Source organism: Variovorax palleresanus (assembly GCF_051144945.1).
GTDB lineage: Bacteria > Pseudomonadota > Gammaproteobacteria > Burkholderiales > Burkholderiaceae_C > Variovorax > Variovorax paradoxus_S.
In genome coordinates this window covers 5081927-5097293 of the sequence record NZ_JBJNVP010000002.1, presented here as the reverse complement: position 1 = coordinate 5097293, position 15367 = coordinate 5081927, and the positions used below count along the sequence as shown (strand labels likewise).

Genomic DNA, 15367 nt, shown 5'->3' with positions numbered 1-15367 from the left:
GTGCGTTTTCGGGATTCGAGGCAGCGGCAGCGCGGAAGTTCAGATCACAGCAGCGACCTGACCTCGCGCGCCGCCTCGAAGAGCAGCGGCAGCATCTCGCGCTGCAGCGTCTCTTCCTGGTAGCGCGTGCCCGAAAGCACCACGTTCAGCGCGGCCACCGTGTGGCCCTGCATGTCGCGCAGCGGCACCGCGAGCGCCTGCACGCCGAGCTCGTGCTCTTCGCTGGCAAAGCAGTAGTCGTTCTTGCGCACACGGGAAACCAGCTGGCGCAGGCTGCGCGCCTGGGTGGTGGTGTTGGGCGTGAGCCGCGCGAGGTGGCGCCCCTTGAGCCACTGCGTGAGCTGGGCCGGCGCCATGGCCGCGAGCAGCACCCGCCCGGTCGACGTGGCGTGCGCCGGCAGGCGGGCGCCAAGGTGCAGGCCGTACGCCAGCACGCGGGTCGGCGTGCCGTAGCTGCCGCTGCGCGCAATGATGACCACCTCTTCGCCGTCGAGCACCACGGCCGAGAAAGACTCCCCGGTTTGTGCCGCGAGCCGGTTGAGCGTGGGCTGCAGCGCACGCGGCAGGCGTGACGACGCCAGGTAGCTGCCCGAGAAGCGCAGCACCTTGGGCGCCATCCAGAAATAGCTGCCATCGGTCTCCAGGTAGCCCAGGTGGGCCAGCGTGAGCAGGTGCCGGCGGGCGGCGGCGCGCGTGAGTCCGGCGCGCTCGGCCGCCAGGGTGGCGTTGAGGCGCTGGCGCTCGGTGTCGAAGCTTTCGAGCACGGCCATTCCCTTGGCAATGCCCTCGATGAAGTCGGCTTTGGCGATGGTCATCCGGTCAAGGTACGAAGTGTTGCGCGATCATCGCGCAGCCACTCGCATGATCGCACAGTGCCTCGCAAAGCGCCGCGCCAGGCTGCCCCGAACGACCTACGCTTGCGAAAACCTCAACGGAGACATGAACATGCGAACACAGGTCGCGATCATCGGCGCGGGCCCGGCCGGCCTGCTTCTCGGGCAGCTGCTTTTCAAGGCGGGCATCGACAACATCATCGTGGAGCGCCAGAGCGGCGACTACGTGCTGGGGCGCATCCGCGCGGGCGTGCTCGAGCAAGTCACCATGGATCTGCTGGCGCGTGCCGGCGTCGATGCGCGCGCCAAGGCCGAAGGGCTGCCGCACGAAGGCATCGAGCTGCTGTTCAAGGGAGCGCGGCACCGCATCGACCTGCATGGCCTCACGGGCGGGAAGCAGGTCACCGTGTATGGCCAGACCGAGGTGACGCGCGACCTGATGGAGGCGCGCTCGGCCGAAGGCCTCACGACCATCTACAGCGCGGCCAACGTCAGCCTTCACGGCTTCGACTCGGCGCGCCCTCGCGTGCGCTACGAAAAAGACGGCCAGACGCACGAGATCGAGTGCGACTTCATCGCCGGCTGCGACGGCTACCACGGCGTGAGCCGCGCCAGCGTGCCCGAAGGCGCCATCCAGACCTACGAGAAAATCTACCCCTTCGGCTGGCTGGGCGTGCTCGCCGACGTGCCGCCGGTGTCGCACGAACTCATCTACGCCAACACCGAGCGCGGCTTTGCGCTGTGCAGCATGCGCAGCGCCACGCGCAGCCGCTACTACGTGCAGGTGCCGACCGAAGAACGGGTGGAAAACTGGAGCGACGAGGCGTTCTGGAACGAACTGCGCGCGCGGCTCGACCCCGAGGCACGCGAGCGGCTCGTGACCGGCCCTTCGCTCGAAAAAAGCATTGCACCGCTGCGCAGCTTCGTCGCCGAGCCGATGCGTTTCGGTTCGCTGTTCCTGGCTGGCGACGCGGCGCACATCGTGCCGCCGACCGGCGCCAAGGGGCTCAACCTCGCAACGGCCGACGTGGGCTACCTGTCGCGCGCGTTCGAGATCTTCTATGGCGAAAAATCGCCCTCCGCACTCGATCGGTACTCAGACCTCTGCCTGCGCCGGGTCTGGAAGGCCGAGCGCTTCTCGTGGTGGTTTACCTCACTGATGCACCGCTTCCCGGAGACCGGCGCGTTCGGCCAGAAGATCCAGGAAGCCGAACTCGACTACCTCGTGCATTCGCAGGCCGCCTCCACCTCGCTGGCGGAGAACTACGTGGGCCTGCCGCTCGAGGATTTCTAGCCGGCCGGCGGCGCCGGGCTTTTTTGCTCGAGCGTCTTCTTCATCGCGACGCCGCCCTCGTCCATCATCGATCCGATGTAGGCGGCGAACTTGTCGGGCAGCACATCGGTGATCCAGACGAAGCGCGAACGCCCTTCGCCGTGGGCGAACACCTGGGCTGAGGCATGGTGGTGGCTGGCCTGGCCGTCGGTGACGGTGTAGGCCAGGCGGCGGTTGGCCTCATCGATGCCCACGAGCAGCTCGCGCGCCACCAGGCCGTTGGCAAAACTCACGATGCGGGCGCCCTGCCCGTCCAGCTTGCAGTCGGTCAGAAAACCGGGCGCGAGGCGCGTGCGAACGGCGCCGAAATCGCGCAGCGCATCCCAGACTGCGTCGGCATCGGCTTCGACGATGAATTCTTTGTAGATCGTTGCCATGGCCGTGCGCCTCAGGGGAGCTGCGCCAGCGCGGCTTCGTGGAAGCGCCGGCTCGCGGCGAGGTCTTTGACTTTCAGTCCGATGTGGTCGTACATGGCGATGACTTTCTGCTCGATGAATGAATCAGGCGGTCATCATTGAGCAGGGCTGCCAATCGGTCTTGGAAAATCTTGCGATCGCCCCTGGCGGCCTGGCGAAAGCTGCGCGGCGACACGCCTGCCGCGCGGTGAAAGGTGCGAACGAAGTTGCTCAGGTCGGCAAAGCCCACGTCGAAGGCCACGTCGGTCACGGGGCGGTCGTCGTCCGCCAGCAGGCGCGCCGCGTGGCGCAGCCGGGAGCGAACCAGGTACTGGTGCGGCGTGACGCCGAGCACCTGCGAGAACAGGCGCAGGAAGTGGAAGGCGCTCAGGCCGGCCTCGGACGCTGCGCCTTCAAGACCGATGTCGTCGTGCGAGTGCGCATCGATCCATAGGGCGGCATCCACCGCGCGGCGCCTGTCGCGCGGCGCGGCCGGCTGCGGTGCCGGCTTGCCGCGTCCGCTCGCCACTTGGACGAAACGGCCGGCAAACCACATGCCGAGCTCGTCCAGGCCGATGTCGGCCTGGCCCTCGGTCGCAACCTGCGCGAGCTCGCCGAGCACCATGAGTTCGGGCAGCGGCGGCAGCCCCGCGGTGCGCCAGGTCCGCTGGTCGCCGCCTATCAGGTCGACGAAGCCGGGCGACAGGTGGAACGCCAGGCATTCGTCGCCGCAGACATGGTGGTCGTGGGTGCAGATGTATTCGTCGCCGGGGCAGCCCACCAGTACCGAACCGGCCACCAATTCATAGGCGTTGCCACGCGTGCGCAAGCCGAAGCTCCCCTTTCGCACGTACGACACGGAGTAGTCGACGTGCATCTCGGTGAACGGCTGCGCATCGGGACCCGCGTCGCAGCGGTAGCTCGACACGCGGATAGGTTCGGTCTGCAGTTCGGTGGTGACGAGCATTCGAATTCACCCGCGACGAGCGCCCCAAGCCTCAGTCCACAGTGTGCATGGCCTGCCATACCCGAGACGGGCTCAGCGGCATGTGCAGGCGCGGCGTGCCGTTCGCAAGGCCGTTGCGCGCGAAGGCATCGGCCACCGCGTTGACGATGGTCGGCGTGGCTCCGATGGTGCCCAGTTCGCCCACGCCCTTCACGCCCAGCGGATTGTTGGTGCACGGCGTCGACTCGTCCATCTCCATGTGGAACATGGTCTCGACGATGTCCGCGCGCGGCGCGGCGTAGTCCATCAGGCTGCCGGTGAGGGGCTGGCCTGTTTCGTTGTCGTACACCACCTGCTCGTACAGCGCCTGCCCGATGCCCTGCACCGCGCCGCCTTCGAGCTGGCCGCGCACGATCATCGGGTTGACCACGCGGCCCACGTCGTTGACCGAGCTGTAGGCCACCACGCTGATCTCGCCCGTCGGCGGATCGAGTTCGATCTCGCAGATGTGGCAGCCGTTGGGCCAGGTCGGGCCCGCCACGGTGCTGGTGGAGTCGACGAAGATTTCACGCTCGGGCTGCTTGCCCGCCAGGTCGAACAGGTCGAGCTCGAGGTCGGTGCCGGCCACGGAGAACACGCCGCGGCTGTAGGTCACGTCGTCGGGGGCCGCCTCGAACTCCTCGGCCGCGAGTTCGCGTGCCTTGTCGATGGTGCGTTCGGCGCCGATGCGAACCGCCGAGCCGCCGGTGAACAGCGAGCGGGAACCGGCGCTGCCGAAGCCGTCGCCGCGGTCCGTGTCGCCGAGCACCACGCGCACCTTCTCGATCGGCACGCCGAAGGCATCGACCGCCAGCTGGGCGAGCGAGGTGGCAATGCCCTGCCCCATTGCGTTGACGGCGGAGAACACCTCGATGACGCCGTCCGCCTGCACCGAGACCGTGACACGCTCCTCGAACACATTGCCGCCGGTCCACTCGAGAAAGGTGGCAATGCCCAGGCCACGGTGCTTGCCCTGCCGGGCGGACTCGGCCGCGCGGCCCTCGAAGCCGTTCCAGTCGGCCAGCGCCAGTGCCTGGTCCATCACCGACTCGAACTTGCCCGTGTCGTAGGTCTGCGCCATCGGGTTGGTGTAGGGCATCTGTTCGGGGCGGATGAAGTTGCGGCGGCGCAGCGCGACGCGGTCGATACCGGTCTGGCGCGCGGCCTCGTCCATCAGCCGCTCGATGGTGAAAATCGCCTCGGGCCGGCCCGCGCCGCGGTAGGCACCCGTAGGCGCGGTGTTGGTGAGCACCGCCTTGAAATGAAAGTCGATGGTCTGGATGTCGTAGACGCTGGTCTGCACCCAGGGGCCGATCAGGAGCTGGATCGCGACGCCGGTGCCGGTGGCATAGGCGCCCACGTTGGCGAGCGTCTTGATGCGCAGCGCAAGAATCTTTCCGTCGGCATCGAGCGCGAGCTCGGCCTTGGCCTCGATGTCCCGGCCATGTGCGCTCGAAAGAAACTCCTCGCTGCGGTCGGCGACCCATTTCACAGGACGCTTCACTTGCAGTGCGGCATAGGCCACGGCAATGTCTTCGGGATAGGCACCGGTCTTCATACCGAATCCGCCGCCCACGTCGCCCACCAACACGCGCACCTTTTCCTTTGCGAGGCCGATGGCGGCGCAGATCGAGTCGCGCACGCCCGAGGGCATCTGGGTGCTCATGCGGATGGTGAGGCGATCGGACCCGTCCTCATGCGCGGCGAGCACCGAGCGCGGCTCGATGGTGAGCGCCACGACGCGCTGGTTGATCACGTCGAGCGCCACCACGTGTTTGGCCTTGGCAAAGGCGGCCGTTGCGGCGTCGCTGCTGCCATGGCGCATTTCGGCAGCGATGTTGCCCGTGGCCTCGTCGCACAGCAGCGGCGCGCCGTCGGCGGTGGCGCTTGCAAGATCGACCACCATGGGAAGTTCTTCGTAGTCGATCACCACGGCTTCGGCGGCATCGCGGGCCTGCTGGACCGTTTCGGCCACTACCGCGGCCACCGCTTCGCCCACGAAGCGGGTTCTTTCGTGCGCCATGGCAAGCCGCGGGGGGCTCGCGGCATCGCTGCCGTCGGCCCGCCTGAAGCCCGCGGCGCCCGGCATCGGCTTGACGCCGGCCTCGGCCATTTCGGCGCCGGTGACCACGCGCAGCACGCCAGGCATGGCTGCCGCGGCAGAGACGTCGATCGAGACGATGCGCGCGTGCGGGTAGGGAGACCGGAGGAACACCAGATGTGTCTGGCCGGCAAGCGTGACGTCGTCCGTGTAGCGGCCTCGGCCGGCAAGCAGGCTCTCGTCCTCGAGGCGGCGCACTGCATGGCCGCTGCCGAAACGCGTGGGATTGGATTCAGTAGTCAACGTGGTCCTCTTGGGCTGGCCATCCGCAAGGCAACGCTCGCCTTGCGGGTCCGATGGAGAGCAAATGGAAGCAGCACTATATGGGCTCTTGGGTATTCCTGTGTGTTTCGCAGGCGGAGCCGATGGCGTGCAGCCGCGTCAGTCGCTTGCCGTCCCGCTGGAGAACGGCCATTTTGTGCAACGTGGATGAAGCGCACCGCGAAGCCGTGTATACCTACGGCCATGCAACAACTGCCTTGGCTCGAACCCGGCGACGCGCTGCCCGACCCCGCATCCGCCTGGGGCGACGCCGACCCCGTACCCGGCCTCCTTGCCGCCGGCGGGGCCCTCGATGTGGACACCCTGGTGCAGGCCTACAGCCACTGCGTGTTCCCGTGGTTCAGCGAAGACCAGCCGATCCTCTGGTGGAGCCCGGACCCGCGCATGGTGCTCCAGGTGGCCGAATTCAAGCTCCACAGGTCGCTGCGCAAGACCCTCGCCCGCTTCGCGCAGACCCCCGGCTGCGAAGTGCGCATCGACCGCGATTTTTCGGCGGTCATCAAGGCCTGCTCCCAATCGCCGCGCACCGGCCAGTCGGGCACCTGGATCGTCCCGGACATGGTGAACGCCTACATGGCGCTGCATCGGGCCGGCCACGCGCACAGCGTGGAAACCTGGATCGACGGCAAGCTTGCGGGCGGTCTCTACTGCGTCGGGCTCGGCCGTGCGGTGTTTGGCGAATCGATGTTCACGCGCCGTCCGGACGCCTCGAAGATCGCGCTGGCGGCCCTGGTCTGCCTGTGCCGGCGCTTTCAGGTGCGGATGATCGACTGCCAGCAGAACACCTCCCACCTGGCGAGCCTGGGAGCCCGGGAGATGTCGCGCGCAAGCTTTGTGGCGCATGTGGCCAAGGCACGCGAACAGCAGGGCCCACAGTGGCATTTCGAGCCCGTATACTGGACAGAACTCCTTTCCACGCGGCCTTCTGAATCGACGTGACGCACCTCAAGGATCTCCCGCTTCACACGCTGCAGTTCTACGCGACGGCGCCCTACCCCTGCAGCTACCTGCCCGATCGCCAGGCCCGGTCGCAGGTGGCCACGCCCAGCCACCTGATTCACAACGACGCGTATTCCGACCTCGTGCTCAGCGGGTTCCGGCGCAGCGGAATGTTCACCTACAGGCCCTACTGCGACGGGTGCCGCGCCTGCATCCCGCTGCGCGTGCTGGTCAACGGCTTCCGGCCCAGCCGCAGCCAGCGCCGCGCCGTGAAGCAGCACAAGGAACTGCAGGCACGCGTGCTCAAGCTGTGCTTCGTACCCGAGCACTACCAGCTCTATCTGCGCTACCAGAACGGCCGCCACGCCGGCGGCGGCATGGACCACGACAGCATCGACCAATACACCCAGTTCCTGCTGCAGAGCCGGGTCAACTCCAGGCTGGTCGAGTTCCGCGAGACACTGCCCGACGGCAGCGCCGGTGCGCTGCGGATGGTGTCGATACTCGACGTGCTGAACGATGGCATTTCGGCGGTCTACACCTTCTACGAGCCCGAGAGCGGCGCTGGCTATGGCACCTACAGCGTGCTCTGGCAGATCGAACAAGCCCGCAAGCTGGGCTTGCCGCACGTCTATCTGGGCTACTGGATCGAAGGCAGCGCCAAGATGAACTACAAGGCGCGCTTCAGCCCCCATGAACTGCTGATCGACGGACGCTGGCAAGCACCGGCTGATTTCACAAGGTAAAATGGCGCCCGGTCCACACCGCATCGCGCCATGAGAAAAACCCAATCCGACGTTCCTGCCGTTCCAGTCATCCAGGTGATCGAGCGCATGTTCGCGCTGATCGACGTGCTCGCCTCGCGCGAGGAAGCCATTTCGCTGAAGGAAATCAGCGAGAAGACCGGCCTGCACCCCTCCACCACGCACCGTATCCTCAACGACCTGGCGGTCGGCCGCTTTGTCGACCGGCCCGAAGCCGGCAGCTACCGGCTCGGCATGCGGCTGCTGGAGCTCGGCAACCTCGTCAAGGGGCGGCTCAACGTGCGCGACGCCGCGCTGGGGCCCATGCGAGAGCTGCACAAGCTCACGCAGCAGCCGGTCAACCTCAGCATGCGGCAGGGTGACGAAATCGTCTATATCGAGCGCTCGTACAGCGAGCGTTCGGGCATGCAGGTGGTGCGCGCCATCGGCGGCCGCGCAGCACTGCACCTGACCTCCACCGGCAAGCTCTTCCTGGCGGCGGACGATCCGCAGCGCGTGCGCAGCTATGCCACCCGAACCGGCTTGGCGGGACACACGCGCAACAGCATCACGCAGCTGCCGGCGCTGGAGCGCGAATTGTCGAAGGCACGCCAGTACGGCATTGCGCGCGACAACGAAGAACTGGAGCTGGGGGTGCGCTGCATGGCCGCCGGCATCTACGACGACCAGGGCAAGCTGGTGGCGGGATTGTCGATTTCCGCGCCCGCCGACCGGCTGGACGAAGGATGGCTGCCCAAGCTGCAGGCCACGGCCAACGAAATCTCGGGAGCGCTCGGCTACAAGGACGCCGCCGCGGCGGCGTCCAGAGCATCTGCGGCGGACGGCGGCGGATCTTCTTCGTCAGCCACGGCCTGACCCAAGGCCTGCGCCGCGTGCGGTCTGCCAGCCCTTTTCAGGGCCGGCGTCAGATCAGACCAGCCCTTTCAGGGCTGGTGTCAGATCAGCCAGCGACTTGGTAGCTGGGCGCGCGCGACGCGGCGGCCGGCGAGCCCGTCGAGGCGTGCGTGGCCTCGACCCAGCGGCGCACGCGCTCCGCATCGGCGATACGGCTGAACTTGCCGGCCGAATCCAGGAACACCATGATCAGCTTGCGCCCCGCCACCTTGGCCTGCATCACGAGGCACTGGCCGGCTTCGGAGATGTAGCCCGTCTTCTGCACGCCGATTTCCCAATCCGGGCTCTTCACGAGACGGTTGGTGGTGTTGAACTGCAGCACGCGGTTGCCTACCTCGACCTGGTATTCAGGCGAAGTCGAAAGCGAGCGCACCGTGGCGTCGGCGTAGGCGGCGTTGACGAGCAGCGCCAGGTCTTGCGCGCTCGACTGGTTGCGGCTCGACAGGCCCGTGGGCTCCACGTAGCGCGTGTCCTTCATGCCGAGCATCTTGGCCTTGGCGTTCATGATGCTCACGAAGGTTGCAAGGCCACCGGGATAGGTGCGGCCCAGGGCGTGCGCCGCGCGGTTTTCGCTCGACATCAACGCAAGATGCAAGAGCTCGCCGCGGGGCAGCGTGGTACCAACCGTCAGGCGCGAGCGGCTGCCCTTCTCGGTGTCGACGTCGTCCTGGGTGATGGTGATCAGCTCGTCGTTCGGAAGACGCGCTTCGCTGATCAAGAGGCCGGTCATGAGCTTGGTGAGCGATGCAATCGGGAGCACCGCATGGTCGTTCTTGCTGAACAGCACTTCGTGCGTGTCCTGGTCGATGACCAGTGCAACGCTCGACTTCAGGTCGAGCACGTCGTCGGTTCCGTGCAGGCCGGCCAACTGGCCGAAGGACTGGCGCGCGGGCGTTTCGACGCGAACCACCGAACGGCGTTGCACGGCGACCACGGTCCGGCCGTTTTTTTGGCGGATGGAAGCCACGACATTGCGGCCACCGCGAACGACTTTCTCGCTGCGGTCGGCCTTGGCAGTACGCCGTTTGACTTCCACCGGCACAGGACCCGCGGCCTTCTTGGCCAGCGAGGTCTTGGCGACGCTTGGTTTTTGTTCCTTCTTGGCGGCCTGGGCTCCGGACAGCAAAAACGCCGTGGCGCAGAACGCGACGGCGACAAATTTGACTGCGGGCAGGAACCGCTGGCTGGAAACTCGGCGGAGACGGGCTTCAGGCATTTATAAATCTCCAGCGGCGAAAATGAGAACCGCAGTGTATCCAAATCAAAAAAGGCACGCAATATCAGTTACTTGCATCCCTTTCTTAACTTAGGATGGTCAGTAAACCTAACCCTGTGCCGCCACTCTCTCAGCTTGGCTCTGGAGCTTGTTGAGCGCACTCAAATAAGCCTTGGCCGACGCGACCACGATGTCCGGGTCCGCACCTACTCCATTCACCACCCGCCCTGCATTTTGTAACCGAACTGTAACTTCTCCTTGGCTTTCTGTCGAGCCACTGATCGCATTGACCGAGTAAAGAACCATTTCGGCGCCGCTCTTGACGAGCGACTCGATCGCCTTCAGGGAAGCATCAACCGGGCCATTGCCGTCGGACTCGCCAGTGACTTCCTTGCCCTGGACGGTGAAAACAATCTTTGCGTGGGGGCGTTCGCCGGTTTCGCTGTGCTGTGAAAGAGAAACAAAAGCAAACTGTTCGTTAACGTGCGAATGCTCTTCCGCGCTGACGAGCGCAAGGATGTCTTCGTCGAAAATTTCGGACTTGCGATCGGCCAGTTCCTTGAAGCGCAGGAAGGCGGCGTTGACGTCGCCCTCGCTCTCCATCGTCACGCCCAATTCCTGCAGGCGCTGCTTGAAGGCGTTGCGGCCGCTGAGCTTGCCCAGCACGATCTTGTTGGCGCTCCAGCCCACGTCTTCGGCCCGCATGATCTCGTAGGTGTCGCGCGCCTTGAGCACGCCGTCCTGGTGAATGCCGGATGCGTGCGCGAAGGCGTTGGCGCCCACCACGGCCTTGTTGGGCTGCACCACGAAGCCCGTGGTCTGGCTCACCATGCGGCTCGCGGCCACGATGTGCTGGGTGTCGATGTTGAGGTCGAGGCCGAAGTAGTCCCTGCGGGTCTTCACGGCCATCACGACCTCCTCGAGCGAACAATTGCCCGCACGCTCGCCCAGGCCGTTGATCGTGCACTCGACCTGGCGCGCGCCGCCGATCTTCACGCCGGCGAGCGAGTTGGCCACCGCCATGCCAAGGTCGTTGTGGCAATGCACCGACCAGATCGCCTTGTCGCTGTTGGGCACGCGCTCGCGCAGCATCTTGATGAAGTTGCCGTAGAGCTCCGGAATGGCATAGCCCACGGTGTCGGGAACGTTGATGGTGGTCGCGCCCTCGTTGATCACGGTCTCGAGCACCCGGCAGAGAAAATCGGGGTCGCTGCGGTAGCCGTCTTCTGGGCTGAACTCGACGTCGGCCACGAGGTTGCGCGCAAAGCGCACGGCGAGCCTCGCCTGCTCATGCACCTCGTCCGGCGACATGCGCAGCTTCTTTTCCATGTGCAGCGGCGAGGTGGCAATGAATGTGTGGATGCGGCCGCGCGCCGCGCCCTTGAGGGCCTCGGCCGCTCGCGAAATATCGCGGTCGTTCGCGCGCGACAGGCCGCACACGGTCGAATCCTTGATGGCATCGGCAATGGCCCTGACGGCCTCGAAGTCGCCGTTCGAGCTGGCTGGAAAACCGGCCTCGATGACGTCGACCTTGAGCCGTTCGAGCTGCTTGGCGATGCGCATCTTTTCGTCTCGCGTCATCGAAGCACCGGGCGATTGCTCGCCGTCGCGCAAGGTTGTGTCGAAAATAATGAGTTGGTCGGTCATCGTGGACTCCTTTGTTCCTTTAATCGTTTCGCACCTTGCGCGGACGGCGGCGGACTGCGTCAGGCGAGCTCAACCACCGATTGTGCGCTGTGCGCGCCGCGGGTCCGCGCACGCTGCACGCCCGAGACAATGGCCTTGAGCGACGCCGAGATCACGTCCGCGTCGATGCCGACGCCGAACAATGTCTGGGCCTCGTCCACGCGCAGTTCGAGGTACGCGACCGACCTGGCATCGGCGCCCGCGCCGATGGCGTGCTGGTGATAGTCCATCACGCGCACCGTGTGGCCGGTGGCTTGGCTCAGCGCCTGCGTGAAGGCGTCGATCGGGCCGTTGCCGCGGCCCTCGATGGCGCGAATTTCGCCGTCCCAGGGCAGGTCGCCGCGCAGCACCACGGAAGCATTGGCGCCCTCGCCTTCTTCCTGGAGCACGCGGTGCTGCAACGCGTGCGCGGCTTCGAGGCCGTATTCGCGCACGAACAGCTGCCAGAGGTCGGCGGCGGTGAGTTCCTTGCCGGCCACGTCCATCACGCGCTGCACGGTCTGCATGAACTCCATTTGCAGGCGGCGCGGCATTTCGATGCCGTATTCGCTCTCGAGCAGGTAGGCCATGCCGCCCTTGCCCGACTGGCTGTTGACGCGAATCACGGCTTCATAGCTGCGGCCCACGTCCTTCGGATCGATGGGCAGGTACGGCATGTCCCAGATATCGCCGTCCTTGCGGGCTGCAAAGGCCTTCTTGATCGCGTCCTGGTGCGAGCCGGAGAACGAGGTGTAGACCAGGTCTCCGACATACGGGTGGCGCGGATGCACCGGGATCTGGTTGCAGTGCTCGACCGTCGCGCGGATCTCGTCGATGTTCGAGAAGTCGAGTTCCGGCGAGACGCCCTGCGTGTAGAGATTGAGCGCGACGTTCACGAGGTCGAGGTTGCCGGTGCGCTCGCCGTTGCCGAAGAGGCAGCCTTCGATACGCTCGGCGCCGGCCATCAAGGCCAGTTCGCCGGCGGCCGTGCCGGTGCCGCGGTCGTTGTGCGGATGCACGCACAGCACGATGGAATCGCGGCGCGCGAGGTTGCGGTGCATCCACTCGATCATGTCGGCAAAGATGTTCGGCGTGGAATGCTCGACCGTGGTGGGCAGGTTGACGATGCACTTGCGCTCCGGCGTCGGCGCCCAGACTTCGGTGACCGCATCGACCACGCGCTTGGAGAACACGACGTCGGTGCCCGAGAACATTTCGGGCGAGTACTGGAAGGTCCACTGCGTGGCCGGCTGCTTGGCGGCAAAGTCGTTGAACATGCGCGCATGGCTGCTGGCAAGCTCGACGATCTGGTCTTCGTCCATGCCGAGCACCACGCGGCGCATCACCGGGGCCACGGCGTTGTAGAGGTGAACGATGGCGCGCGGCGCGCCCTGCAGCGATTCGAAGGTACGGGCAATGAGGTGGTCGCGCGCCTGCGTCAGCACCTGGATCGTCACGTCGTCGGGAATGCGGTCTTCCTCGATCAGCTTGCGCACGAAATCGAATTCGATTTGCGAAGCGGAGGGAAAGCCGACTTCGATCTCCTTGAAGCCGATGGCCACGAGCGTCTCGAACATCCGCATCTTGCGGGCGATGTCCATCGGCTCGACCAGCGCCTGGTTGCCATCACGCAGGTCGGTCGACAGCCAGATCGGGGCCTTGGTCAGCACGGCATCGGGCCAGGTACGGTCCTTGAGGCCGATCGGGGCGAATGCGCGGTATTTGGCTTGAGGTTGCTTGAGCATGTCGATTTCTCTGGATGGTTGGTAATCAACCAGCAACCCCAAAAACAAACGGCCCGTTGCTGGTGCGAACGGGCCGTGGTGAGGGATTTGCGCGTGCGCTACCGTCTCCGCCCGTGAGGGAGGGCTAGTAGGGCCAGCAGCGAAATCTTGGTCATGAGGATTGCGAATGTAGCACAAGCCGCGTTCAGTTATGCAAGCCGCGCTCGTCCGGCTCCTCGGTCGAGGTGCTGATCACACTGGCCTGCTGCCCCTTGGCCTTGCGCCACGCATACACCACGTACCCGCTCAGGCCGTAGGCCACGAAGAGGCCGAACAGCACCGTGGGCGGATGGATGTTGATGACCGCGATGCCCAGCGCGATCAGCACGATCACCACGAAAGGCACGCTCTTTTTCATCTGCACGTCCTTGAAGCTGTAGAACGGCGCATTGGTGACCATCGAAAGACCGGCATAGAGCGTGAACCCGAAGGTGATCCACGTGATCTGGGTCCACGAGAGATACAGCACCTCGCCGCCCCGCTTGCCCCACTCGGTCATGAGCCAGATGAAGCCAGCCACCAGCGCGGCCGCGGCCGGCGACGGAAGGCCCTGGAACCAGCGCTTGTCGACCACGCCGGTATTGACGTTGAAGCGCGCGAGCCGCAGTGCCGCGCAGGCGCAGTACACGAACGCCGCAATCCAGCCCCAGCGGCCCAGGCCCTTGAGCGACCACTCGTACGCGATGAGTGCCGGCGCGGCGCCGAACGACACCATGTCGGACAGCGAATCCATCTGCTCGCCGAACGCGCTTTGCGTGTTGGTCATGCGGGCCACGCGGCCGTCGAGGCTGTCGAGAATCATGGCGGCAAAGACGCCGAGCGCCGCGAGATCGAAGCGCGCATTCATGGCCATCACGACCGAATAGAAGCCGCCGAACAGCGCAGCGAGCGTGAACAGGTTCGGCAGTATGTAGATGCCCTTGCGGCGCTTGCGGGGCGGCACCTCGTCGGGAACCGTGTCGTCATGCATTGAGTTTGCCTCCGTCCCTCGTGGACACTGCGCGAACGGCTATCCGTTCGATAGCGTCTTGATCTGTAAATCGCATGGGTTCGCAGTGTAGTTCAGGGGTGGTTCGTCCCCATCATGAAAAAGGCCACCCCAGCGGGTGGCCCTCGTGAAACGGGCGCCGCGGCGCCCCTTCGTGGTGGATCAGTTGCGGGTCTGGTCGACCAGCTTGTTCTTCTTGATCCAGGGCATCATCGCGCGCAGCTTTTCGCCGACCACTTCGATCTGGTGCTCGGAGTTCAGGCGGCGGCGGCTGATCAGCGTCGGTGCGCCGGCAGCGTTCTCGAGCACGAAGCTCTTGGCGTATTCGCCGGTCTGGATGTCCTTGAGCACTTGCTTCATGACCTTCTTGGTCTCTTCGGTCACGACGCGCGGGCCGGTGACGTACTCGCCGTATTCGGCGTTGTTCGAGATCGAGTAGTTCATGTTGGCGATGCCGCCTTCATAGATCAGGTCGACGATCAGCTTGAGCTCGTGCAGGCATTCGAAGTACGCCATTTCGGGCGCGTAGCCGGCTTCCACCAGCGTTTCGAAACCGGCCTTGATCAGCTCGACCGTGCCGCCGCACAGAACCGCTTGTTCGCCGAACAGGTCGGTCTCGGTTTCTTCGCGGAAGTTGGTCTCGATGATGCCGGCCTTGCCGCCGCCGTTGGCGGTGGCGTAGCTCAGCGCGAGGTCACGCGCCTTGCCGGTCTTGTCCTGGTGCACGGCCACGAGGTGGGGCACGCCGCCGCCTTGCGTGTAGGTGCTGCGCACGGTGTGGCCCGGGGCCTTGGGAGCCACCATCCAGACGTCGAGGTCGGCGCGGGGCTGCACGAAGCCGTAGTGCACGTTGAAGCCGTGCGCGAAGACGAGCGAAGCGCCTTCCTTGATGTTCGGAGCCACGTCGTTCTTGTAGACGTTGGCGATCTGCTCGTCGGGCAGCAGGATCATGACCACGTCGGCGGCCTTCACTGCGTCGGCCACTTCGGCGACCTGGAGGCCGGCCTTCTCGACCTTGGGCCACGAAGCGCCGCCCTTGCGCAGGCCGACCACGACCTTGACGCCGCTGTCGTTCAGGTTCTGCGCGTGTGCGTGACCTTGCGACCCATAACCGATGATTGCGACCGTCTTGCCCTTGATCAGGCTCAGATCCGCGTCCTTGTCGTAATAAACCTTCATGTCGATGCT

The 15367-nt window shown here is 65.5% G+C and carries 13 protein-coding genes; 4 read left to right on the top strand and 9 right to left on the bottom strand.

What is annotated here, in order from left to right; genetic code table 11:
- Positions 1–44 precede the first annotated feature (44 nt).
- Positions 45–815 (bottom strand): IclR family transcriptional regulator domain-containing protein, encoded by a 771-nt coding sequence (locus ACJ7Z0_RS27935; protein WP_369656277.1) that lies wholly within the window; start codon positions 813–815, stop codon positions 45–47.
- Positions 816–945: 130 nt separating this feature from the next.
- Here ACJ7Z0_RS27935 and pobA point away from each other — a divergent pair, with 130 nt between their 5' ends.
- Positions 946–2127 carry a 4-hydroxybenzoate 3-monooxygenase gene (gene pobA / locus ACJ7Z0_RS27930; protein ID WP_434792452.1) on the top strand — a complete coding sequence of 394 codons (1182 nt, stop codon included), beginning with the start codon at positions 946–948 and terminating at the stop codon, positions 2125–2127.
- Here the strand turns inward: pobA and ACJ7Z0_RS27925 are convergent.
- The 3 genes from ACJ7Z0_RS27925 to ACJ7Z0_RS27915 all read right to left on the bottom strand — a co-directional run bounded on the left by ACJ7Z0_RS27925 (position 2124) and on the right by ACJ7Z0_RS27915 (position 5890).
- A complete protein-coding gene (locus ACJ7Z0_RS27925; protein WP_434792451.1) occupies positions 2124–2543 on the bottom strand; it encodes an SRPBCC family protein in 420 nt (139 codons plus the stop codon). The genes pobA and ACJ7Z0_RS27925 overlap by 4 nt on opposite strands.
- A gap of 73 nt (positions 2544–2616) precedes the next feature.
- A complete protein-coding gene (locus ACJ7Z0_RS27920; RefSeq protein WP_434792450.1) occupies positions 2617–3528 on the bottom strand; it encodes a helix-turn-helix domain-containing protein in 912 nt (303 codons plus the stop codon).
- A gap of 31 nt (positions 3529–3559) precedes the next feature.
- The gene (locus tag ACJ7Z0_RS27915; protein ID WP_434792449.1) at positions 3560–5890 is read right to left on the bottom strand and encodes a xanthine dehydrogenase family protein molybdopterin-binding subunit; all 2331 of its coding nucleotides are present in this window, start codon (positions 5888–5890) and stop codon (positions 3560–3562) included.
- 222 nt (positions 5891–6112) lie between these two features.
- On the opposite strand from ACJ7Z0_RS27915, the gene aat reads away from it, so the two are divergent.
- From aat to ACJ7Z0_RS27900, 3 genes are read left to right on the top strand one after another with little or no spacing between them, the layout of a single operon-like run.
- The gene (gene aat, locus ACJ7Z0_RS27910; RefSeq protein ID WP_434792448.1) at positions 6113–6868 is read left to right on the top strand and encodes a leucyl/phenylalanyl-tRNA--protein transferase; all 756 of its coding nucleotides are present in this window, start codon (positions 6113–6115) and stop codon (positions 6866–6868) included.
- Positions 6865–7614, top strand: a complete 750-nt coding sequence (locus ACJ7Z0_RS27905) for an arginyltransferase (RefSeq protein ID WP_434792447.1) — start codon at positions 6865–6867, stop codon at positions 7612–7614. Before aat ends, ACJ7Z0_RS27905 begins: the two co-directional genes overlap by 4 nt.
- A 30-nt stretch (positions 7615–7644) precedes the next feature.
- Positions 7645–8487, top strand: coding sequence for an IclR family transcriptional regulator (locus ACJ7Z0_RS27900; protein WP_434792446.1), 843 nt, complete (start codon positions 7645–7647; stop codon positions 8485–8487).
- An 85-nt stretch (positions 8488–8572) separates the two neighbouring features.
- On the opposite strand, the gene ACJ7Z0_RS27895 is transcribed toward ACJ7Z0_RS27900, so the two are convergent.
- The 5 genes from ACJ7Z0_RS27895 to ilvC all read right to left on the bottom strand — a co-directional run bounded on the left by ACJ7Z0_RS27895 (position 8573) and on the right by ilvC (position 15358).
- Positions 8573–9742: a serine hydrolase gene (locus ACJ7Z0_RS27895; protein ID WP_431131059.1), complete on the bottom strand. Its 1170-nt coding sequence runs from the start codon at positions 9740–9742 to the stop codon at positions 8573–8575.
- Positions 9743–9850: 108 nt separating this feature from the next.
- Positions 9851–11389: a 2-isopropylmalate synthase gene (locus tag ACJ7Z0_RS27890; protein ID WP_431131057.1), complete on the bottom strand. Its 1539-nt coding sequence runs from the start codon at positions 11387–11389 to the stop codon at positions 9851–9853.
- A gap of 59 nt (positions 11390–11448) precedes the next feature.
- Complete coding sequence (leuA, locus tag ACJ7Z0_RS27885) at positions 11449–13152, bottom strand: 2-isopropylmalate synthase (protein ID WP_434792445.1); 1704 nt, start codon at positions 13150–13152, stop codon at positions 11449–11451.
- 184 nt (positions 13153–13336) lie between these two features.
- Positions 13337–14161, bottom strand: coding sequence for a CDP-diacylglycerol--serine O-phosphatidyltransferase (gene pssA, locus ACJ7Z0_RS27880; RefSeq protein WP_093019125.1), 825 nt, complete (start codon positions 14159–14161; stop codon positions 13337–13339).
- A 180-nt stretch (positions 14162–14341) separates the two neighbouring features.
- Positions 14342–15358 carry a ketol-acid reductoisomerase gene (gene ilvC / locus ACJ7Z0_RS27875; RefSeq protein ID WP_434792444.1) on the bottom strand — a complete coding sequence of 339 codons (1017 nt, stop codon included), beginning with the start codon at positions 15356–15358 and terminating at the stop codon, positions 14342–14344.
- Between the last annotated feature and the right edge of the window lie 9 nt (positions 15359–15367).